This window comes from Paraburkholderia caribensis, from assembly GCF_002902945.1.
Classification (GTDB): domain Bacteria; phylum Pseudomonadota; class Gammaproteobacteria; order Burkholderiales; family Burkholderiaceae; genus Paraburkholderia; species Paraburkholderia caribensis.
The window spans coordinates 1665262-1686728 of record NZ_CP026101.1 but is presented as its reverse complement, the minus strand read 5'-3'; the positions used below and the strand labels follow the sequence as shown (position 1 = coordinate 1686728).

Genomic DNA, 21467 nt, shown 5'->3' with positions numbered 1-21467 from the left:
CCTGGCTGCGCCCGTGCTCGCGGGCGTCATTCGCACGCTGTCGCGAGCCGCCGCGCCAGGGCCTGTGCGCCCGGGATGTCGAGCCGCAGCGATGCGTACGCGTCGCGCTTCACGTCGTCGGGCAAGGTCCAGTCCCATTTCTCGTTGTCGATGTTGCCGATCGCGCGCAGTGCCTCCTTGGTCTGCGAGGGCGTCAGCGCGGCGATGCGTTGCAGCGCATCCTTCACTGAACCGGCTACCCGCACGCTGACTATCGGCCCCTGATTCCATGCGTCGAGTCCTTCGGCGCGCAGCAGCACGACGAGGGCATCGTTGATCCAGTCGCCGGACCATGTCGCGAGCACCGTACTGCCGCCGTGCGTGAACACGGAGCGCGTGGCCAGTTCGTTCGACGCGAAGTACCGGCGTGCCTCTTCGAGTAGCTCGCGGCCCGTGGTATCGAGAAACACGACGGGCGCGCCATCCTTCAGCACATTGAACATCTCGCGCCGCACCTCGTCATGCACGAGCGAGCCGCCGCCGTCGAACACGGGCGGCACGCCGCCCTGATCGGGCATCACGTACACGGTCTTTTTGCCCGCATCGACATCCTGCACGCGCCAGCGCTGACCGCCGAACACGAGCCCCTGTCCCGGCGACAGCGGACGCGACACGGGCACCGAGCCGAGCACCTTCGCGCCCGCGACAATGCGAAATTCGTCGTCGGTCGAGAACGATGCGTAGAACTCGTAGTGATTGACGAGGCGCTCGCCCGCCACGCCATGCAGCAGCAAGCCGCCCGCTTCCTGCACCAGCAGATCCTTCGTGCCGAGGCCGCGCAGGATCGCGGCGAACGTCGGCTTGTCGACCGTGCCGAACGGGCCTGTCGCCACCAGCGTGTCCCACAGCTCGCCCGCGCTCGCGCCGCCGCGTTCGGCGATGATCGACAGAATCTGCTGCACGAGCGTCGAAGGATGCATGCCGCGCTCGCGCGGCGGCTCGAACCAGCCGCGCAGCAGCAGGTTCACCATCGCCACCGATTGCACGAGGCTCTCGCGCAGCCGGTCCGACAGATCGGAACCGCTGTGCACTTCCGCTTCCACGTCATAGCAGCGCAGAATCGCGGCTTCGCCCTTGCGGCGCCCGGAACGTCCGAGCCGCTGCCGCAAGCTCGCCACCGACGGCGGCGCCCCCACCTGCACGACGCTTTTCACCGCGCCGATGTCGATGCCGAGTTCCAGCGTCGTCGTGCAGACAGCACTCGCGGGGCGATCGCCCGCCTTCAGCGCCTGCTCGGTCTGCTCGCGCAGTTCTTTCGACAGACTGCCGTGATGCGGCCAGAATTCGTTCGGATAGCCATCGCGCTCGCAGGCGCGGCGTAACAGATCGGCGTAGAGCTCGACCTGCCGGCGGCTGTTGGGAAAAATCAGATTGTTCGAGCCGCGCAGCACCTTGACCATATGATTCGCGACCTCGACGGTGCTGGCGGGCACGACGTCTTCGAGGCCGGGATTCTCGATGCCCGGCTCGAACTGGATGCGCGGCGGCTTTTCGACATAGCCCTTGATCAGGATCTTCAGTTCCTGGCCCGTGCTGCCGGACTCGATGATCTGCACGTCCTGCGCCTTGCGCGGGCGCAGAAAATCCGCGGCAAGGCGCATGTCGCCGAGCGTCGCCGACAAACCGACCCGCGGCACGTTGCGCCCGCACACGCGATCGACGCGCCGCATCAGCGACTGCAACTGCATGCCGCGCTCGGAGCCGATGAACGCATGCAACTCGTCGACGACCACGTAGCGCAACGCGCCAAACGTCGCTTCCAGCGACGCGCCGCGCGTGACGAACATCGCTTCGAGCGACTCGGGCGTGATCAAAAGCACGCCCGTCGGCTTCTTCACGAAGCGCTGCTTGCGTCCCGACGACACATCGCCATGCCAGCCGGTGACGGGAATCTCCAGCGCATCGCACAGGTTGTCGAGGCGCGACCATTGATCGTTGATCAGCGCCTTCAGCGGACTGATGTACAGCACCGAACCGCTGCACGGCGTGTCGCGCAGCAGGTTCGAAAGAATCGGGAGGAACGCGGCTTCCGTCTTGCCTGCCGCCGTCGCCGCAGCGATGATCACGTCGCGGTCGGCCTCGATCAGCGCGGGCACCGCCCGCTCCTGCGCGTCGCGCAGCTCGGTCCAGCCTTCGCGCCAGATCCAGCGGCGAATGCGCTCGTCGAGCAGATCGAAGCTGCGCGACTCAGTTGAGCCGGAAGCTTGCAAGCTCATCGTCGCTATCGGGAGCGGCGTCGTTGACGATGTCGGCCGCGCCGCCCGTGTCGCGCTCGATATCCATGCTGCCGATCAGCGCGCGCCAGTCGGCCGATGGGTTTTGCTCCAGCACCGCGAGGAAATTGATGAACGCGGTGATCGTCGTGCGCGGAGTCCGGAAATAGGCTTCGCCAAGCCGCGTCGCGCAATGCGCCATGAACGCGGGAATCGCTTCCTCGGGCACGAGCGCCTTGCTCGCGTCGCCGAACGCGTAGACGATGCGCAGCTTGTCGAGCAGCACATAGAAGTCTTCCGGCGTGAGCGCGGCGAGGCGGATCACGGGGCCGCTGTAATCGACGAGCCCATTGGTCGCGAAGGCGTTTTCCGCGAGCCGCGATTGCAGCGCGGCGTAGCTATAGAGGCCGCGGCGCGTGTCGAGCAGAAACTCGGGCGTGCCGCCCAGCACGAAACCGAGCCCTTCCGCCGTGCCTTGCAGCGAGTCGTTCAGGATACGCAGGATCTGCTCGTAGTTCGCGTTGCGCGCCTGCACATTCGCGAGCTTGTAGAGATTCACCATCTCGTCGAGACACACCATCAGTCCGCTATAGCCCGCGAGCCGCACGAAACGTCCGAGCAGCTTCAGTTGATCGTACATGCTCGCGTCGTCGACGATGGTGCGCACGCCGAGCGCCTGGCGCGCGTCGGTGCGCGTCGTGAACTCGCCGCGCAGCCAGCGCACGGCATCGCTCTTGAGCTTCTCGTTGCCTTCTTCGAAGCCGCGGCAGTAAGCGGCGATCACGTCGGCGAAATCGTAGCCGTTGACCATCTCGGTCAGTTGCGACAGCTGCGCGCGGATCACTTCGTCGCTGGTGCGGCCCGTCGCCTTCGCTTCCGTCTTCGCCTGGCCGATGAACTTCTCGACCACGCCTGCCAGCGCGCCGCCTTCCGGCTTCGTGCGCGTCGCCATGTTCTTCACCAGCTCCGCGTACAGCGAGCGCGCCTGGCCGCCCGATGCATGCAGACGCCGGTCCGGATTCAGGTCGGCATGAACGGTGACGAGCTTTTTCTCGAGCGCGATGGCGCGCACGAGGTTGAGGAAGAATGTCTTGCCCGCGCCGTATTCGCCGACCACGATGCGGAACGCCGAGCCGCCGTCCGCAACGCGCTCGATGTCCTTCAGCAATGCTTCGAGTTCGTGCGCGCGCCCGACCTGGATCAGATGTTGCCCGATGCGCGGCACCACGCCGGCACGCAGGGATTGCAGGACCGCGTCGCGGTCCCTGGGGCGGATCGTTGTCATGCAGCCAACCTTTGTGCGACTTCCTGATTGATTTCGACGGGATCGTCTCCGTCCGTGAGCGGCTCGTCCCAACGGTCGAGCGACGCCTCGTTTACCTGTTCGATCGCGCCGTCCAGCATCAGTTCGAGATGCGACGCGGCATCGGCGAGTTCGGCGCGCGTCCACGACCCGCGCGTCACGAGCAGGCGCAGGAAGGACGAATGCGCGTCGTCGAGGCCGAGCAGCGGCCCGCTTGCTTCAGACGTTTGCAGCGTCGATTCTGATTCTGCCTGCGATTCAGGCGCGGGCGTTTCGGCAAACTGTTCGGCGAGCGCTTTGTCATGCACAGCGGCCGTTGCCTGTGCCGCAAGCATGTCCCGTTCCTCGACAGCGGCCGACTGCGCCGTTTCGTGGATGTGCACGGCCGTGGCGGCCCCATGCGCTTCCTCGACGAACACGTCGGCCAGCATCGAAGAGACACGCGCCGTCTCTTCCTTCAGCGCGGCGATGCGCGTCGCGTCGAGCACAAACTCGTGTTTCACCGCGACGGGCCTGGGCGCATGTGCGGGCTTCCTGACATGCTTCACGCCCGCTGGCGTGATGGCCGCGCCGCTCGCGTGCTGATGCAGGTCGGTGTACAGGCGCTGCGGATCGATGCCGAGCATCCGGTACACCTTCTCCAGCAAACGCACTTCTTCGCGCGACACGACGCCATCGGCATTCGCGGTGTGCACCAGAAACGAGGCGATCGTCGCCTTCACGTCGTGCGCGAGCGGTCCCAGTTTCTTCTTCATGCCGGCGCTCGCCGTCGGCTGTGCGAGTTGCGCGAGATTGCGCGCTTTCAGCCGCGCACGCTGCGCATCGGACAAGTGCGGCCACTGGTCGATCTGCCATTCGATCACGGCCGTCTCGCGCTGGGTCGCATCGCCGTCCGCGCGCGCGACCGTCGCGGCGAGATCCACGATGATCGTCGCGACATCGTATGCATCGTCGACGGGAAGCGGGTTCGCGCTGGGCGCGACGGCGAACAGCGCGACCGCGTCGGTCGGCTTCGGCGTGCGCGCGCCCAGCCGCACATCGGGTTCGACGGCGATGCCCGCTTCCGCGAGCGCGGTCGTGAATACCACGGCCTTGTCGCGCGTCATCTTGCCGCCCGAGCCGAAGCGCGCCAGCACCGCGCCGAACGTGCTGACAGCCGTCTCGCGCGCGACTTCGGCGGCCAGCGCGGCGATCGCGTCGTGCGTCGCCTGCGGCCACAAGGCGGGCGGCAGCGTCAGCGTCGCTTCCAGCGTGCCCTGCGCCTCCGGATAGCGGCCGAGATAGCGGCTGTACGCGTCGAGCGCGGCGGCGCTCTCGTGCATCAACAGTTGCAGTTTGTTGCGCGTGCCGTTCACGGCGGCGATATCGGGCAGACCGACCAGAAAACCCGGCACGGGCACGCTCTTCAATGCGCGGAACGACGGCTGCGGCGACGCGTCGAGCTTCGTGCGGTTCGCGGGCAAGATCATGCCGGCGCCGAAACGGTCGCGATACTGCCGCATGAACACGCGGTCGAACTCCTCGGGGCACCGCGCGACGGCCGTGCGCCGCACCATCATGGGATCGAGCTTGACCCACGCGAGCGCCCAGCCGGCCGGCAACGGATGCTGGTCGAGCGCCGCCTGGCCGAACGCGACGCGCACGTTCAGCGGCACCTGATAGCCCGTCGCGAGCCCGTCGGGCGCGGGCTGCAGATACATCCGCGTATGCCGCGACGCCACCAGCGACAACGCATCGAGAAGCGCGCGCACGTGCTTTTGCCAGCCGTAGTTCGCGTCGAGATTGAGCAGACGCCGCAACTCTCTGGCGATCGCGTCGAACTCGTCGCCGCCCACCTTGCCCGCCGCGCCGTCGACGAGCACGCGCCGCTCCAGGCCGTACAGGTAGAAAAACAGATAGCCGGTGTTGATGTCCGATTTCTTGCGATCGGAGGCGAGCCATTCGAGATACGTGCGGCGTTGCTCCGGCGTGAGCCCGCCATAGCTGAGCGCCACGCTGCCAAGCCCGGCTGCCGGGTCCGCGCCGTCGCGGGCGACGTCGAAGCGTGCGTCGATCACGCATGCCTCGATCGAATCAGCGTGCAGGCGTTGCACGTCGCCCGTGTAGAAGAAGCCTCCCGTGACCGTCAGGCCATGGATATCGATGCTTTCGCCAGGCACGACAAAGCGCGCGGACGAGCGCGCAGCAGGCCGCGCGCCGCCCGGCGCGGGGCCGATGCGGTAAGCGTCGGCGGCTGAGCCCGCCATGTCCATCGATACCAGCGGCTCGTCGTCATACGAGCCGGGAGAACTTGTCATGAAATTGCCTGGCTCCTCAGGAGCCCTGTGAGATCCGGATGAAAACGGCGACACGAACCGCAATGGCTTGCCGGCACGCTGCGTGCCGCACAACGTGTCTTTCGATGCAAGCTTGAGGGGAACCAACGAAAGCCAGCCCAGACGGGACAGCCCACCCAGCCGGCGCCAGAACGATCGGACGGCGGACCTGCGCGCGCATCCGATGCAAGAAAGGCAAGTCCCATCGACACGCCGATGACGACAACCCCGCCCTCCCAACACTGCTTCGCCCGCGGCTCATTGTTCTCCCGTCCACGTCGCCGGGAATCCGTTGCCCGGCGCGGTCGCGACCTTTGATTATATGTTCTTTTTCAGGATCGCTCCGACGGCGCAGAAATGGCCGCTCGTGCCCCGTGGAAGCCGCATCGAGACAATTGAGGTCACGACTTTTCTTACAAACGCCTTTGTACGCGAGCGAACAATCTGACCCCAACTAAATCGCATATTTTGCAAGCTCATTTTGCGAACTGGAGTTACACTCGGCGACATGCATTTCGCGCACAGGAGTTCCTGATCGAACGCGCCGAAATCTGAAACGCGGTCTTCGACGCCCTTATGCGTCAGACTTCTCGCACCGTCTCTCAGGTTCTGGACGGCCCTCGGAATGCCAGAACCTATTCACGCCAGCGGAAGCTGGCGTCTTTTTGTGCGGCGCCAGAATGGACACGTTTTGTGGCGCGACGCTCGCACCTTGCACGCCCTGCACACTTTGCGTTCCCTGCGCCGTGCCTGGCGCGGCGACGGCGAGCACAAGCGGACGGCGCCGGACCGACGCATAGGTCGCGAGGGCGAGACCGCACCAGATCAACCCATAGCCGGTCAGATCGACGGTCGTCAGCCGTTCATGGAAGACCGTGAGCGCGAGGATGAACGTCACGGTCGGCGTCGCGTATTGCATCACGGCCGATTCCGTCAGCGAAACCAGCGGCATCGCGTAGGCGTAGAGCGCGAGCGGCACGACGGTCAGCGGCCCCGCCAGCATCATCAGCACGGACGCGTCGACGCCCAACGACGTGAACGCAAGCGCATGATGCGAGCTCAGATAGCCGAAATAGCCGAGCGCGAACGGCATCATCACGACGGTTTCGCGCCACGTGCTGACGATCGCGTTTCGCGTCGGCCACACTTTGCGCGTGAGCCCCAGCAGCGAGAATGTGACTGTGAGCATCACGGCGAACACGGGCACCCCGCCGTGCGCGTAGCACTGGACGAAGGTGCCTGCAAGTCCGAGCGCCAGTGCCGCCGCTTTCAGACCGTTAAGCCGCTCGTTCAGAAAAACAATGCCGAGCGCAGCCGACAGCAGCGGATTCAGGAAGTATCCGAGACTCGCCTGTAACGCGTTGCCCGTCACCGACGCGAGGATGTACACAACCCAGTTAGCGGACAGCAAAACCGCCGGCAACAACGCGAGCGCGAACGATCGCCAGTCGCCCATCTGTTGCCGTAGCGCGGGCTTGAGCGCAATCACGGCCGACAGCACGACGAACGACCAGAACACGCGATGCGCGAGCATCTCCGGCGCGCTCACCGCCTTCAGATGCCAGTAATACAGCGGCATCAGGCCCCACCAGCAGAGCGCCACGAGCAGCGCAGCGTAGCCGGCGCCCTCCTTCTGCTTCGGATTGTTCGCATTCATGGCTGTAGCGCCTCGTCGAGTCGGTCGATCAGAACTTCCACTTCATCCACGCCGAAAATCAGCGGCGGCGACAGGCGCAGCGAATCCGGCGCGGCGGAATTCGGCATCGCCAGCACGCCGCCGTCGATCAGATCGAGCCAGACGTCGGTCATGCTTCTGCCGAGGCGCGCGTCGAGCCTGAGGCTGAGCGCAAGGCCCGTGCCGTGCAAGGTCACGCGCGAATCGAAACGCGCTGCGATGCGCTCGCCGATCAGCGCGCCCATCGCAGCCGCGTTCTCGACGAGCCGTCCGCGTTCGACGAGGTCGAGCACGATCAGTCCGCACTGCATCGCAAGCCGGTTGCCGCCGAAGGTCGAGCCCTGCACTTTCGCCTTGCCGGGCGCGCCGAACACGGCGTCGAAATCGCCGTCGTTCATCAGCACGGCCGACAGCGGCACCAACCCGCCCGTCAACCCTTTCGATACGACCAGCATGTCGGGCGCGACCGATGCCTCGGGTGCCCTGGCGTCCATGCCGATTGTGTCGATGCCGAACCAGGTGCCCGTACGGCCGAGGCCGCAATACACCTCGTCGGCGATCAGCTTCGTTCCGGTCTCGCGGCACAGCGCCGCGAGACGCGACGCGGTGTGCGCCGTCCAGTGCTGCGCCGCCGACGACCCCGCCACCGGCTCGAACACGACGGCGGCGATCTTGCGGCTTGCGAGTACGTCTTCGAGCGCGGCGAAGTTCTGCGCGTCGACGTGATGGACGTTGCCCGGCCTCCAGCGCAGCCCTTCCGTCCAGAACGGATTGCCCGTCATGAATGACGAAAACATCGACAGGCCGTGGAAGCTGTCGCGGAAGGCGACCACGTCGGTGCGCCCCGTGCTCGTCATCGCGAATTTCACGGCGCTTTCGACGGCCTCCGCGCCCGTGGTCGCGAAGAACACTTTCTGGAAGCGCTGGCCGCTGAGCGTGAGTAATTTATTGGCGAGCGCGAGTTGAGATTCGGCGCATTCGAACGGAAACACGTTTATCGACGTGCGCTGAAGCGCGTCGGCAAAGCGCGCGAGCAGCGCCGCATGCGCGTGCCCGAGATTCGCCGTGCCAAAGCCCGCGAGGCAATCGAGCAACACGCGGCCGTCGGCTGTTTCGACATAACAGCCGTCGCCGCGCGCGCCCGTCATGTCGAGGCCCGCTTCGTCGAGGAACCTTTCCCAATAGGGATTCACGGAGTCGAAGCGCTCAGTGCGCTCAACCCCGCGTTGGTCTGATTCGTCGAGCGCGTCGTCAGATTTCAAGCGGCCTCCTGCCTTCGCGCAGCCCATGAAACTGGAGCCGCGTCTGATCGCCGTAAAAGAACGCGACCGACTCCAGTTGCCGCATGTTCACTTCGAGCATGAAGAGCGCCGCTTCGAGGCTATAGCGCTGCTCCGCCGCGCTCACGTGCGCAACGTCGGCGAGGAACAGGCGCGACAGGCTCGGATGATTCAGTTCGTCGTTCGTCTCGCCGTGCTTTGCGACGATGTCGCCCGCATGCAGCGCGCTTTCGACCAGCCCGGCAATGTGCTCGTGAACGGGGCTGTGCTGGTCGCGCAGACCTTCCGTGACCATGATCGACGTAAAGAAGGCGGTGGGCAGGCGATGCGCGAGAACCGTGTACGCGTCGATATAGAGCGCGGTCAGCGGCAGCGGTACGGAGGCGCGCACCTCGGCTTCGTTCATGCCGAGCGCGACGCAGGTGGCGAGTTCGAACGCTTCGTGACCGTACTCTTCCTGGAAGTACTGAAAGAGCCGCGCGCGCAGATTGCGTTTGAGGCGGCGCGACAGCAGCGGCCCAAGTATTTCGACGAAGCGGTCGGTCACGTGATACTGCTCGACGTACAGCCCCTTCACGAGCGGCGTGATTTCCCGGCTCGCGAGCACGGCCGAAGCAAACGCGTTGCTGCCCAGTCGATCGAGCGCGCCGAGCAACAGGCGCTCCGCGCGGGCGGCGAGCGCGAGACCGCTGCAGGGTTCGCGCAAACGCTCCGTATCCGCCGACGTCATGCGCCTGCCGACCCGCAAAGGTGCGATCTCGACGAAATGCGCGAACGACAGCAGATACATTTCGAGATCGAGGGAATCGAGCGATGCGGCGCTGTGCAAATGTTGAAGCGGCGCATCGTCCGGAATGGCTACCGCTGGATGCCAGCCCGCCTGGCGGAACACTTCGCCGAGCATGTGCTGCCACGCGAGCAGGAGTTCGGGCGCGTTCTGCCGCGCATACGCCACCTGAAAATGAAGCGACTGAAGCGCGAAGTTGCCGGCGAACGGCCCGCTCTCCTTGCCCGAAAACGGGAACGCGCCAGGCGTCGTGTCGCGATTGGGGGCGTCGTTCGTGAGCATATGATGGACGACGCCCAGCACCTCCCGATACATCCCAGGCCGGCGCCCGACAACAGCGGCGAGGCGCTTCGCGACGTCGCGACACAACGCCATCGCATGCTGCGCATCCGACCTGACGCTGTCGATGCCGCTATCCGTCTCTTCGATCAGCGACAGCGCATCCAGCTGCACCGTCAGGGTGCGAATCCACGCTGGGCACGCGCCTTCGTTGAGCCGCATCCAGACATCGGATGAAGGCCGCATCAGTTGCGTGACCACCTCGGCCACCTCGTCGCGCCCGACGCCTTCGAAGGACAGGTCGACGGCATCGTCACCTACGCCGATCGTCAGTCCCTCGATGCCCGCCGACAGCTCGCACGGCACCAGCGCCGGCCGTCTGTATCGATCGATATCCCAGCGTTCCATGACGGCTCTCAGGCAAAGATGCGCGGTTTGGCGACGGGCTGGCGGCCGTAGAAATCGAGAATCTGGTTCTCCTGCAGCACCATGGTTTCGATAGCGAGCATCACGTGCTTCCTGACCGTCATCTGCTCTTCAGGCGAGATCGCCTCGATTTCGGCAAGCAGACTCAGCGAAATGTCTTCGTGGTCGAACTCGTCGTTGATCGTCGCGTGACGGGCGATCGGACGCCAGAAGCCTTCCGGAATGCCCGTCTCGCGACAATAGTTCGCCAGCTCGAGATGAAAGCTCGCGCTCGGCTGCTCGAACAGGAACAGCAGCGACTTGAAGCTCAACGGATGCTGGCGCGCATACACGCCCAACGATGCGCACAAAGCGAACGTGGCGGGCAGCGGCACCAGATAGTCGAGATTGTCGGTGCGGATAGAGACGGCTTGCAGCGACTGCCGCAGCATGTCGTCGTGATTCAGTTCCGAGGCGAGAAAGCCCTGCAGCAGCTTCTGCACCTTGACGGGCTCGGCATGGGCAAGCGCCGGCGCGATCAGACCCGGCGCCTCGCGCACGATATAGAAGTATTCGAGCGCATAGCCGATCAGCGCGCTCTTCGGCAACGTGCGATCGCAGAGGCCTTGATACAGACGCGATGTCGAATTCGCCTCGATGGTTTCGGCGGCGAACTTTCTGAGCCGGTGATAGAACTCCTCGCCTGACAGACAGCCTCGAGGCTCGGGAAACGCGCTCTCGGTCAACAGGCCGAGCCTGTCAAACTCCTCCAGCAGCCCGTCGACTTCGGACGCAAGCTCCGGATGGCGGCGCTTCAGTTCGGGAATCGACGTGTCGCCGCGCCGTAGAGAATCGACGAACGCCTTGAGCGCGCCGTGGCTGTCGGCGACGACGGAACACGATTGCTCGCGATAGTCGAGCGTCAGGCCGTGGTGCTCCTCGATCAGCTGCACGCCGGGACGAAAGCGCGGCGCGGCGAAAAGATCTGCTGCGGTCGTGGCCTGCATCATGCCTCCCCGTCGACGTCGAGTGTGCGCAGCAGCGCCGGGGACGTCGAATAATGTTCCCAGATGCCCGTATAGAACTGGTCGTACAGTTCGATGAACAGATGCGTTTGCGCGCGCATGCGCCGCACGTCCGCATCCGCGATGGCAGGAATGCGCGAGAAGATCTTGCGCGTGAGGCTGCCGTGGCCGCCGTTCAGGTTGATATCGGAATGCGCTTTCACGGGCCTGAGCAGCGCGGGGTCGACGCCGATCCGATACGCGGCGTCGAGGAAGGAATCCTGCTTGATGTCCTTGCCTTCGAGAATGCCGAGCGTCGAAAAGAAGAACAGCGGGTCGCTATGGGCCCAGAAGGCAAGCGCGTTACACAACGCCATGGTTTGCGGCAGCGGCACCGTGCGCGCGAGATCCTCACGCGTGACGCCGAGCGTGTTCAGCGCCTTGAGCAACAGTTCGTCGTGCCCGTACTCTTCCGCGTAGAACTCGTTCATCGAGAGCCGCACGCCCGTATTGGCGACATACGACAGAACAGGCGCGTCGAAATAGCTTTCGCGGAACAGGAAATGGTAGTTCTCCACGATCATTCCGTGGATCACGTTAAGGGGAATGTCGGCGCCCGTGCTCGCGGACGCGCACTTCTCCCAGAATACGTTCGTATAGAGCGTGCGATACAGCAGGTCGTTGGCGAGATCTTCGAGTTCGAGCAACACGTCGAGGCCGCTGCGCGCCAGCGCGGGCTTCACCGCGCGCACCAGTTGCAGTTCCTTCAGACGGTCGAACACTTGCTGTTCGTATGGCGTATAGCGGGCGATCACCTCCTCCGCCTTGACGCCGGCGCGCAGCGCGCTGATGAGCGACGCCGCGTCTTCACCCTCGACGGACGCCGGAAATTCATATTGATGCTCGTCGTCTTCGATGACGAGCGAGGGCGACGTGCTGAGACACTTTCCCGCCAGCACGAACGCCTGTGGTTCAAAAATGTCGTCCATCGCGACGGCCTCCATTCGTGGCCGGCACGCAACGGTGCCGGCGCTTGCATTACAGGTGAACCGGGATCAGGACGGGACGCGCCTTGCGCGGCTTGACCACGACCGTGATTTTCTTGTCGTCTTGCCTGTCCGTTTGCGACTGCGCCTGCGATTGTTGTTGCGGCTGCGCTTGCTGAACCTGCACTTGGGTCGTCATCTCAATCTCCTTGGGGTTGGCGTTAACTCTGCACTGCTTAACAAGCTGTCCACCACCGTGGCCAGTTCTTTCACACCCGGAGCCAAAAACCCAAAGCCGTGTGGCGGGCAGCATCGCCTCGCCAATGGCGGCAGGCCGATGAGCGCAACAGGCTTAACTTGTAGCCCCGTTTTCCGCCGTGGATCTGACGCCGGGCGCGGCTTCCGGGCCGCAGCGGCGCAGTCAGACGTATGTGTTATTTGCCGGCCCGCTGCCGCCGATCGCAGCCGCGCGCCGTTACCGAATGCGTGCCCGAGTGTCGGACTCCCGCCGCAGCCAGACGCTTTCGACGAAAAACGGGCGCCCCCATAACAGGGAGCGCACCGGGAGGTCGTTGTAGGTCTGGGCGGTCCAGCCGGATTCTCGTTATTGGCCGCCTTTGGTTGTTTCTCTCAGGTTCTGCTTTCTCTCAGGTTCTGCTGGACCGCATCTTTTTTGCACGGCCTCGGAAATTCTGTTCGTACAGTTCCGTTTTTGCGGAATCAGATAAAGTGTTCGTTCGTTTCGACCACTGTTCGAGGAATTCGTCGAATTGCGCTAACCCGATGATTTACTGATCATTTCCCTCGAAAATTCATGCAAACAAACTAACTCGTTGGGCCTATTGTTCCGGTAAACTGCGATAACTGGAATGAACACTTTCGATCAATTTGCGTGAAGTGTTCGGCAAACTCGCATGAACACTTTCAGAGCAATCATCTTGATGGGACCAAAGTAAGGTGCTAGCGCGCCCGCTCTGGTCGACAGGGAGGCGAATGAAGATCACCCTCGACGTCGCAACGGCTACCCCGCTGACGGAACAGATCGTCGGTCAGGTCGAAGCGCTGATCCTGTCGCGCGAACTGCGCGTCGGCATGCGCCTGCCGTCTATCCGCAAGTTCGCGGCGGAACACAACATCAGCCGCTTTCCCGTCATCGAGGCCTACGACCGGCTGGCCACGCGCGGCCTGCTGCAGCCCAAGCACGGTTCCGGCTATTACGTCGCCGAACAGTTCGAAAAAGCGCCGCGCGCCACGCGCGGGCTCGACGCGATCCGCGCGACGCCCGAATCCGACCAGATCCTGCGGCAGTTCGAGCGGCCCGACGAGGTGCTGAACCTGTCGATCGGTTTCATTCCCGAGGCATGGCGCGACGTCGAAGGCATTGCGCAGGCGATCCGCCAGGCGTCCCGCACGGACGCGCGCAGTCTGATCGACTACGCGATTCCGCAGGGCGACCCGGTGTTGCGACTGCAGATCGAACAGCGCCTGGCGTTCGTCGGCGTGGCGGCGGAGCCGCAGAACATCATGGTGACCAACAGCGCGAGCGAGGCGCTCGACCTCGTCGTGCGGATGCTGCTCAAGCCGGGTGACACCGTGTTCGTCGAAGATCCCGGCTACTTCAACCTGTTCGGGCTGCTCAAGCTGCAGGGTATCGAGCTGGTCGGCGTGCCGCGCCTGTCGAGCGGGCCGGATGTCGAGGCCGTCGAGGCGCTGCTGAGGGAACACCGGCCGAAGCTCTTTTTCATCAACACGGTCTTTCACAATCCGACGGGCACCAACGTCGCGCCGCATGTCGGTTTCCGGTTGCTGCAGCTCGCACAGGAGCACGACTTCATGATCGTCGAGGACGACGTCTACGCGGATTTCCAGGCGATTCCCACGCAGCGTCTCGCGTCGCTCGACCGGCTGACGCGTGTGGTGTATATCGGCGGGTTCTCGAAGAGCCTGTCGTCGTCGCTGCGGCTCGGCTATATCGCCGCCGAAGCCGGGTTGGTCAAGCACTTCGTCGAAGTGAAGGCGCTCACCAGCCTGGGCGGCACGCGCTTTAGCGAGCGCGTCGTGGCCGCGCTGCTCGAGCGCGGCACGTATCGCAAGCATCTGGAACGGCTGCGGCGGCGCGTGAATGGCGCCATTTCGACCGCAGTGGAATTGCTCAATGGCGTCGGCTGGCAGGTGTTCGACGAGCCCTGCGGCGGTACGCTGGTGTGGGCGCGCGTGCCGGGTGTGCCGAATTCGGATGTGTTCGTCGCCGAGGCCGCCCGCGCCGGCATCACGGTGCAGCCGGGCAGCTATTACCGGCCGCACGGCGAGATGACACCGTGGGTCCGGTTCAATACCGCGTATCTCGACAACGATCGGGCGCTGGGATTCTTGCGGCGCGCGGCGGCGATGGGCGATTGAACGATGGGCGATTGAAGCCAGACAGCCGCGCCGCGCCGCGCGCGATCAGCTACCCTGCTCCCGCTGAATCCGCGTGCGCGCTTCGCCAAGGCTTTCGAAGCGGTCGTCGTCCTCGTTGAACACCGAAATACGCCCATGCCCGATGTCGTACACCCACCCCTGGACATCGAGGCGCTTCTGCGCGAGCCGCCCGGCGACGGATGGATGCGTGCGCAGATGCATCAGTTGCAGCCGGATGTTTTCTTCGACGAGCGCCTGCACGACATGATCGCTGTCCACCTTGCGCGCCTGCACGACGCTGCGCGCCGTCTCCGCATTGCGTAGCCACGCGTTGACGGTCGGCATGTCTTCCGCTGTCATGGGCGCGGTGCCCGCGAGGCCGCGCATCGCGCCGCAGTCGCTATGTCCGCATACGACGATCTGCCGCACGTTCAGCGCCAGCACCGCGTATTCGACGACGGCCGACACGCCACCCAGCATTTCGCCGTAAGCCGGGACGATATTACCGATATTGCGGCACACGAACAGCTCGCCCGGATGCGTTTGCGTAATCATTTCCGGCGAAACGCGCGAGTCGGCGCAGGTGATGAACAGCGTGTGCGGCGCCTGACCTTGCGCAAGACTTTCGAATAGCGCCTGGGTGGCGGGAAACACTTCGTCGCTGAACTGCTCGACGCCGTCCAGCAGGTGCAGCAGGTCCGACTTCGCCGGGTCGCGAAGCCGTCTGGTGTTGAGCATATCGTCCGACATGAAGCTGTTCCCCTTCGCAGCGCAGCTGGATCATCGATCAGGAAGTGTACGACGGGAATGCGTCAGCGGGCAGTCATAGCCGCATGGGCCACGGCGCGCGAACGAAACGCGCAAAGAGAGGCATCATAAAAGAAGCCCCGGCCGGACGTGATCGGAGCGGCGCGGGGCTCTACAAAAGCTCGCCTGTTCTCAAGAGGCAAGCTCACGTTACCCGCGTCAAAAAAACGGAGCAATCGAAAAAAACCCCGGACGCCGGGTGCGGCGACCGGGGGAAGCTCTCTCGCGCGCGAAGGGAACCACCGCGCACAAACGTCACTTTAGCGGTTCGCACGGCGCGGATTAACGGGCCGCGCGGAAACACTCCTTTCCAGCGTGCACAAACGGGCGCGGCGCGTATATCCCGCCGTCCCGTCCTCACTTCGCACGCAGTCTCGGCGGATGCGCACGCGCTGCGCAATCCGCGCACACCCCGTGCAACGCCAGGGTCTTGCCGACAATGCGCAAGCCGAACTGCTTGGCGATCGCAACGCGCCGGCGATTGATCTTCGGGTCGGAGAACTCTTCGACGCGCCCGCACACCACGCACACGAGATGATCGTGCGCCTTGCCGGAGTTCAGCTCGTAGAGGCTGTGATGTTTGCCGAGCGGCACGTTCGCGACGAAGCCCGCCTCCACCAGCTGACTGAGCACGCGATAGGTGGTCGACAGGTTCATTCGTTCGCCGCCTGCAGCGATGCGGCGGTGAATTTCTTCCGCGCTGAAATGGCCATGCTCCGTGCGTTGCAGATAGTCGAGCACGGCGACCTGCGCAGCCGTGCCTAGCAGGCCGGCTCGCTTGAGCGCGTCGAGCGTTCGGGTCAGAGACGTTGACAAGGGCGGCATGCGCAGCCGTTCTGGATCGAATCGAGGGAACCGGCTTTCAGCCTACGACATCGGCATGAATATTTCCGGAACCTAGTTGATTGCGATTCGCATTCGGCAAGGACTCAACGCAAGGGTCGCGCGACACCGGCGCCCCGGTTGCGCACGAGCTCGGCCGCCTGCCACGATGCCAGCGCCGTACAGCCGAACAGCACTTCGCGCATCCGCTTGACGAGCGCAAGCGACAGCGCCGTCTGCTCGTCGACGCCGAACATTCGCGCGAGCAGCACCACGACAGCCTCCTGCACGCCCAGCCCCGACGGCACGAAGAACGCCGCATGGCGCGCCGCCTGCGTGAGCGCTTCGACGGCGATCGCGCCGCCAATCGAAACGGGATGCCCGAGCATCCACAGCGCGACGTACACCTCCGACGCGCCGAGCAGATAGCCCGCAAACTGCCAGACAAACGCGCGCAGCAGCAGGCGCGGCTCACGCAGCAACGCATCGATCGCGGCATCGAGCTGCGCGCCGCCGATGCGCTCGACGTTCCAGTGCGCGCTCATCGGCAGACGCGCGGACCAGCGCTCGATCGCGTGAAACAGTCCGCCGCGCCTGAGCAGCACGAACATGACGACGGGCAGCGGCAACGACAGCAGCAACGCCGCGCCGACGGTCGCGAGCACACCGTCGTGGCCCGTCTGCGCAACGATCAGCACGAGCCCGAGCGCGGCGAACACATACTGGACGGCGAGCGTCACCAGCACCTCGACGATCACCGACGCGCACACCGAGCCTGTCGATTCGATTTTCCAGCGCGCGAGCCTCACGCCGACGAACTCGCCGCCGATGCTCGCGACGGGCAGCAGCCTGCTCACCGCCTCGCGCACGGTCGCGACCCACCACAGATACGCGAGCGACGCGCTTCTGCCGAGCAGCAGCCGCCACGCCTGCGCATCGAGCAGCAACGGCAGCGCATGCAGCGGCACGAGCCACAGCAGCGCGAAGCCTGCCGAACGGATCGCGTGCAGCACATCGTCGATGCCGCCGTGCAACGCCAATGCGATCAGCACCGCGATGCCGGCGGGCAATCCCAGCCATTTGAGCCACTTGATCATAGGTATGACGGCTGCGCGAACACGTCGGCGAAACCGCCCGTGATCGCCCCGCTCGCGGCGATCGCCGACGCAACGCGTGCGGACAGCAGTGCATCGAGTTCGTCGCTGTGCCGGTACGTCTGCATCGTCGGTGTAATCGCGCCCTCGCCGCCCACGGCGGGATGACAATAAATCTCGCCGACGCCTTCCGGCAGCCGTGCCAGCGCGGCGAGCAGCGCCGCCTCGTCCAGATGCCCTGTCTGCGACATGCCAATCACGTAGTCGTTGTGTGCAATGCCTGCATTATCCAGCTGCTTGCGCACGCGTGCGATCCACGGCCTGATCCACGCAGGCGCACCCGGCTCGTACGGCAGCCGCATCGCCTTCAGCCCATATTCGCTACCGACTTCGATAATCAGCGAGAGCACCGTCGGATGCAGATGAAAGTGCTTGTGCGTGTCGACGTGATCGAGCGGGAGTCCCGTGCGTGCGAAGGCCTGAAACTGCGCGCGGATTTCCGCCTTCAACTGGCGCCGCACTTCGGGAAGGAGGAAAAAGCGAAAGCCGTTGCGCACCATCCGTTGGCCGAGCCGCCCATGTCTGTCGACGAGCGCGGGAACCAGATGCGTGGCGAGCATGGGGACGCCGTCCGCCAGCACGAGATGCAAACCGACGCGCAAGCTCGGATAACGCTGCGCGCGGCGCACGGCATCCGCCGCGGCGGGCGCGGACACCATCAGGCTCGCCGACGTCAGGACGCCATGCAGATGCGCGCGCTCGACGGCTTCGTTGATCCGCACATGCAGACCGAAGTCGTCGGCCGTCACGATCAGCGCGCGTCGCGGTGCGTTTATCGAATGCTGCGTCGACTGTCGCGTCATGCCTCGTGCGCCCGGAGGAAACGGAAGAACTCGACGCCTTCACGCAGGCGCCGCTTCATCATTTCCCAGCTTAGCAGCATCTCGCGCACGATCTCCCAGATCTTCGACGGACGGAAATAGAACTGCCGGTAGAACTGTTCGAGATGGTGATAGATCTCTTCGCGCGACAGATGCGGATAACCGATCGCCGCCAGTTGCACGCCCTCCGCGCTCACGAGATTGATCACCTTGTTCTCTTCGAGCCAGCCGTTTTCGACGGCCTGCTTGTAGAGCGTGGTGCCGGGATACGGCGCGGCGAGCGACACCTGAATGGTGTGCGGATTGATTTCCTTCGCGTACTCGATGGTCTTGTGGATCGTCTCTTTGGTTTCGCCGGGCAAGCCGAGTATGAAGGTGCCGTGAATCTTGATGCCCAGCTTGCGGCAGTCTTCAGAGAAGCGTCGCGCGATGTCGGTGCGCAGGCCCTTCTTGATGTTCAGCAGAATCTGGTCGTCGCCCGATTCGTAGCCGACCAGCAGCAGACGCAGGCCGTTCTCTTTCATGATCTTCAGCGTCGCGTACGGCACGTTCGCCTTCGCATTGCACGACCACGTGACGCCGAGCTTGCCGAGACCGCGCGCGATCTCCTCGACGCGCGGCTTGAAGTCGGTGAACGTGTCGTCGTCGAACATGATCTCCTTCACTTCGGGCATGTTGTCGCGAATCCACTTCACTTCTTCGAGCACGTTCTCGACGGAGCGCGTGCGGTAGCGATGCCCGCCCACCGTCTGCGGCCACAGGCAGAACGTGCAGCGCGAGCGGCAGCCGCGCCCGGTGTAGATCGACACATACGGATGCTTCAGATAGCCGATGAAGTAGTTCTCGATCTTCAGATCGCGCTGATAAACAGGCGCGACGAAGGGCAACTCGTCCATGTTCTCGAGGATCGGGCGCGCTTCGTTGTGCTCGACGGAGCCATCCGCGGCGCGGTAGCTCAGGCCCTTGATCTGCGACAACGGCAGGCCTTCGGCGATCTCCTTGCAGGTGAAATCGAACTCTTCGCGGCAGACGAAATCGATGGCCTCGCTCGCCGTCAGCGAGTTATGCGGATCGACGGCGACCTTGGCGCCGACCATGCCGATCAACACGTTCGGCGCGCGTTCTTTCAGCTGCCCGGCGAATAGCGCGTCGGTCGGAAACGACGGCGTGCTCGTGTGGATGACGACAAGTTCGTATTCCTGCGCGATCGCGAGCGACGCTTCGACGGAAAGACCGTCGGCGGGCGCGTCGAGCACGCGGCTGCCCGGCACGAGCGCGGCCGGCTGCGCGAGCCACGTCGGATACCAGAACGAGCGGATCTCGCGCTTTGCCTGATAACGCGACCCCGCGCCGCCATCGAAACCGTCATACGACGGCGCCTGCAAAAATAACGTCTTCTTCATATTCGCTTTCCACGAGTTGTAGTTGAGCCGGGCGTTCGCGAAACGCTCAGCGTCCGTCGGATACTTCGAGCGCGCTGGCCGGTTCGGTCCGAAAAACTGTCGTTGCGTTGTCAGTGGCGTTGTCCGTGGCTTCGACGGGCACGCGCACGCCGCGCCACACCACCGTCGAGCCGAACGCCCCTGTCATCCATTGCGCCAACAGCAATGCGTCGCGCACGGGCATCAGCGCGAGATCGCGCACGAACAGGCGTCGCTCGCCGCCCATCATCGCATGCAGGATGACGCGCGCCGACACGCCCGTCACGGCCGCGACGACGAGCGCGATCGACATGGCGGGATGCACGCTCGCGCGATGCAACGCGAACGCGAGCCACGCGCCGCAGACCATCCACGGCAGCGTGAAGGTCACGAACAGCAATGCGAAGCCCGCGCGGTTCACCGAGCGGATCGTGCGCAGCCAGCGCGTCTCGCGATCCCACAGCGCGGCGAGCGTGCGTTCCGTCACATCCGTCTCGACGACCACGGGCGACAACACCGTTCGCAGATTCGACTCGCGCACATGACCGGCCAGCCAGTAGTCGTCGGCAAGCGTGTTGCGCAGCCGCTCGAAACCGCCAATGCCCGCCAGCGTCGAGCGCCGCAGTGCGAGCGTCGCGCCGAAGCCGAAGCGCGTCGAGCCGAACGCGTGCGCGATCCGCACCGACGGCACGAACCATTCGTTGATGAATTGCGCGCCCACGCGCGACCAGAATCCGGCAATGCCTTTCGCGCGATACAGGCACGTCACGACGCCGACCAGCGGATCGGCGAGCGGCGCGCAGACGCGCTCCAGATAATCCGCTTCGACGGCGATATCGCTGTCGGCGATCACGAACACGTCATGGGCCGCCCATTGCGCGAGGTTGATCAGGTTGCTCACCTTCAGATTCGTGCCGTGCACGCGCGGATCGACGACGAGCGAAATCCGGCAATGCGGATACGCAGCCTGCAGGCGATGGACGATCGCGATGGCGGAATCGTCCGCGCGCGATACGCCGCAGACCAACTCGAAGCACGGATGCGTCTGCTCACAGAAGGTTGCGAGGTTGTCGAAGAGGCGTGGCTCCGCGCCGCACAGCGGCTTGAGAACGCTGACGGGAACCGGCGCACGCGCGGGGAACGAACGCCGTTCGCGCGCGGCGGCGCGCGACACCGACACGAGCGAGGCCAGCACCGCCGCGACGGCATACAGCGCTGCGCCATACACGAGCATCATCGCCAACCAGTCAATACGTAACAGCGTGCCCTGCATGGTATCGATCGCTCCTGCTGAAATGAATGCGGGCTGGCCGTCGTGTCGACGCGCGCAGCCACGTGGACGCAAACGGCCTCACCATCCCGTCGCCTGAAGCGGAACGTAAGGCATGCCTGTGAAATGCAGATGAAGGATGACGAGTCCACGCGCGGGACAGATTGCCGAAACGCAAACGGCATCGCGCCGTGGTCCGACGAAACGCGCATGACGTCTTTTCACGGCCGCGCGAAATGCCCGGCGCGCCACATGACGTGTAATCAGAACGGCAGCCAGCAACAAGCCGAACGTCAGTTCGCGGAACGCCGCCGTCTCGAAGAGCGTCTGAGGAAACCTGCAGAAGAAAAGCAGGCTCACGACACAGACGTCGATAGCCGTCGCGGCAACCGATGCCGTGACGAGGTGGGCGCGGATCATCTGAACAGTAGTGTGCTTCATGGCGAGCCAGCCCTACGTGGCGCGCACCGGCCCGCTGCTGCTACT

17 protein-coding genes are annotated in these 21467 nt (G+C 64.5%); 1 reads left to right on the top strand and 16 read right to left on the bottom strand.

Features of this window, described 5'->3' with window-relative positions; all coding sequences use genetic code 11:
- Positions 1-26: 26 nt before the first annotated feature.
- The 9 genes from C2L66_RS07515 to C2L66_RS40565 form a co-directional block, all read right to left on the bottom strand.
- A complete protein-coding gene (locus tag C2L66_RS07515; RefSeq protein ID WP_060600975.1) occupies positions 27-2255 on the bottom strand; it encodes a DEAD/DEAH box helicase in 2229 nt (742 codons plus the stop codon).
- Positions 2227-3537: an ATP-binding protein gene (locus C2L66_RS07510; protein WP_060600979.1), complete on the bottom strand. Its 1311-nt coding sequence runs from the start codon at positions 3535-3537 to the stop codon at positions 2227-2229. Before C2L66_RS07510 ends, C2L66_RS07515 begins: the two co-directional genes overlap by 29 nt.
- Positions 3534-5852 carry a tellurite resistance TerB family protein gene (locus C2L66_RS07505; protein ID WP_060600983.1) on the bottom strand — a complete coding sequence of 773 codons (2319 nt, stop codon included), beginning with the start codon at positions 5850-5852 and terminating at the stop codon, positions 3534-3536. Before C2L66_RS07505 ends, C2L66_RS07510 begins: the two co-directional genes overlap by 4 nt.
- A gap of 592 nt (positions 5853-6444) precedes the next feature.
- Positions 6445-7527, bottom strand: a complete 1083-nt coding sequence (rarD, locus tag C2L66_RS07500) for an EamA family transporter RarD (RefSeq protein WP_060600985.1) — start codon at positions 7525-7527, stop codon at positions 6445-6447.
- Positions 7524-8807, bottom strand: coding sequence for an aspartate aminotransferase family protein (locus C2L66_RS07495; protein ID WP_233444937.1), 1284 nt, complete (start codon positions 8805-8807; stop codon positions 7524-7526). The genes rarD and C2L66_RS07495 overlap by 4 nt, the downstream gene beginning before the upstream one ends.
- Positions 8797-10299, bottom strand: coding sequence for a heme oxygenase-like domain-containing protein (locus C2L66_RS07490; protein WP_060600991.1), 1503 nt, complete (start codon positions 10297-10299; stop codon positions 8797-8799). Before C2L66_RS07490 ends, C2L66_RS07495 begins: the two co-directional genes overlap by 11 nt.
- Before the next feature lie 8 nt (positions 10300-10307).
- Positions 10308-11303: an iron-containing redox enzyme family protein gene (locus C2L66_RS07485; protein WP_060602682.1), complete on the bottom strand. Its 996-nt coding sequence runs from the start codon at positions 11301-11303 to the stop codon at positions 10308-10310.
- Complete coding sequence (locus tag C2L66_RS07480; RefSeq protein ID WP_060602685.1) at positions 11303-12289, bottom strand: iron-containing redox enzyme family protein; 987 nt, start codon at positions 12287-12289, stop codon at positions 11303-11305. The genes C2L66_RS07485 and C2L66_RS07480 overlap by 1 nt, the downstream gene beginning before the upstream one ends.
- 49 nt (positions 12290-12338) lie before the next feature.
- Positions 12339-12485, bottom strand: coding sequence for a hypothetical protein (locus C2L66_RS40565; protein WP_007742629.1), 147 nt, complete (start codon positions 12483-12485; stop codon positions 12339-12341).
- A 794-nt stretch (positions 12486-13279) separates the two neighbouring features.
- On the opposite strand from C2L66_RS40565, the gene C2L66_RS07475 reads away from it, so the two are divergent.
- Entirely contained in the window at positions 13280-14686 is a 1407-nt protein-coding gene (locus C2L66_RS07475; RefSeq protein ID WP_054930536.1) for an aminotransferase-like domain-containing protein, read from the top strand.
- 45 nt (positions 14687-14731) lie between these two features.
- Here the strand turns inward: C2L66_RS07475 and C2L66_RS07470 are convergent, their stop codons facing one another.
- The 7 genes from C2L66_RS07470 to C2L66_RS07440 form a co-directional block, all read right to left on the bottom strand.
- Entirely contained in the window at positions 14732-15436 is a 705-nt protein-coding gene (locus C2L66_RS07470) for a carbonic anhydrase (protein ID WP_060600999.1), read from the bottom strand.
- A gap of 414 nt (positions 15437-15850) precedes the next feature.
- Positions 15851-16318, bottom strand: a complete 468-nt coding sequence (locus tag C2L66_RS07465) for a Fur family transcriptional regulator (protein ID WP_054930538.1) — start codon at positions 16316-16318, stop codon at positions 15851-15853.
- A gap of 104 nt (positions 16319-16422) precedes the next feature.
- The gene (locus tag C2L66_RS07460; RefSeq protein ID WP_060601001.1) at positions 16423-17412 is read right to left on the bottom strand and encodes a lysylphosphatidylglycerol synthase domain-containing protein; all 990 of its coding nucleotides are present in this window, start codon (positions 17410-17412) and stop codon (positions 16423-16425) included.
- Complete coding sequence (gene hpnK / locus C2L66_RS07455; protein ID WP_060601004.1) at positions 17409-18272, bottom strand: hopanoid biosynthesis-associated protein HpnK; 864 nt, start codon at positions 18270-18272, stop codon at positions 17409-17411. The genes C2L66_RS07460 and hpnK overlap by 4 nt, the downstream gene beginning before the upstream one ends.
- The gene (gene hpnJ, locus C2L66_RS07450; RefSeq protein WP_060601007.1) at positions 18269-19693 is read right to left on the bottom strand and encodes a hopanoid biosynthesis associated radical SAM protein HpnJ; all 1425 of its coding nucleotides are present in this window, start codon (positions 19691-19693) and stop codon (positions 18269-18271) included. The genes hpnK and hpnJ overlap by 4 nt, the downstream gene beginning before the upstream one ends.
- A gap of 46 nt (positions 19694-19739) precedes the next feature.
- A complete protein-coding gene (gene hpnI, locus C2L66_RS07445) occupies positions 19740-20984 on the bottom strand; it encodes a bacteriohopanetetrol glucosamine biosynthesis glycosyltransferase HpnI (protein ID WP_060601010.1) in 1245 nt (414 codons plus the stop codon).
- A gap of 78 nt (positions 20985-21062) precedes the next feature.
- Positions 21063-21422, bottom strand: coding sequence for a hypothetical protein (locus C2L66_RS07440; RefSeq protein ID WP_054930545.1), 360 nt, complete (start codon positions 21420-21422; stop codon positions 21063-21065).
- Between the last annotated feature and the right edge of the window lie 45 nt (positions 21423-21467).

Excerpts from the sequence above, each read along its gene's own strand:
- C2L66_RS07480 (WP_060602685.1), bottom strand. The coding sequence starts at position 12,289 with ATGGACGACATTTTTGAACCACAGGCGTTCGTGCTGGCGGGAAAGTGT.
- hpnI (WP_060601010.1), bottom strand. The coding sequence starts at position 20,984 with ATGCAGGGCACGCTGTTACGTATTGACTGGTTGGCGATGATGCTCGTG.
- C2L66_RS40565 (WP_007742629.1), bottom strand. The coding sequence starts at position 12,485 with ATGACGACCCAAGTGCAGGTTCAGCAAGCGCAGCCGCAACAACAATCG.
- C2L66_RS07475 (WP_054930536.1), top strand. The coding sequence starts at position 13,280 with ATGAAGATCACCCTCGACGTCGCAACGGCTACCCCGCTGACGGAACAG.
- C2L66_RS07510 (WP_060600979.1), bottom strand. The coding sequence starts at position 3,537 with ATGACAACGATCCGCCCCAGGGACCGCGACGCGGTCCTGCAATCCCTG.
- C2L66_RS07485 (WP_060602682.1), bottom strand. The coding sequence starts at position 11,303 with ATGCAGGCCACGACCGCAGCAGATCTTTTCGCCGCGCCGCGCTTTCGT.
- C2L66_RS07465 (WP_054930538.1), bottom strand. The coding sequence starts at position 16,318 with ATGCCGCCCTTGTCAACGTCTCTGACCCGAACGCTCGACGCGCTCAAG.
- C2L66_RS07505 (WP_060600983.1), bottom strand. The coding sequence starts at position 5,852 with ATGACAAGTTCTCCCGGCTCGTATGACGACGAGCCGCTGGTATCGATG.
- C2L66_RS07490 (WP_060600991.1), bottom strand. The coding sequence starts at position 10,299 with ATGGAACGCTGGGATATCGATCGATACAGACGGCCGGCGCTGGTGCCG.
- C2L66_RS07515 (WP_060600975.1), bottom strand. The coding sequence starts at position 2,255 with ATGAGCTTGCAAGCTTCCGGCTCAACTGAGTCGCGCAGCTTCGATCTG.
- C2L66_RS07440 (WP_054930545.1), bottom strand. The coding sequence starts at position 21,422 with ATGAAGCACACTACTGTTCAGATGATCCGCGCCCACCTCGTCACGGCA.
- C2L66_RS07460 (WP_060601001.1), bottom strand. The coding sequence starts at position 17,412 with ATGATCAAGTGGCTCAAATGGCTGGGATTGCCCGCCGGCATCGCGGTG.
- rarD (WP_060600985.1), bottom strand. The coding sequence starts at position 7,527 with ATGAATGCGAACAATCCGAAGCAGAAGGAGGGCGCCGGCTACGCTGCG.
- C2L66_RS07470 (WP_060600999.1), bottom strand. The coding sequence starts at position 15,436 with ATGTCGGACGATATGCTCAACACCAGACGGCTTCGCGACCCGGCGAAG.
- hpnJ (WP_060601007.1), bottom strand. The coding sequence starts at position 19,693 with ATGAAGAAGACGTTATTTTTGCAGGCGCCGTCGTATGACGGTTTCGAT.
- hpnK (WP_060601004.1), bottom strand. The coding sequence starts at position 18,272 with ATGACGCGACAGTCGACGCAGCATTCGATAAACGCACCGCGACGCGCG.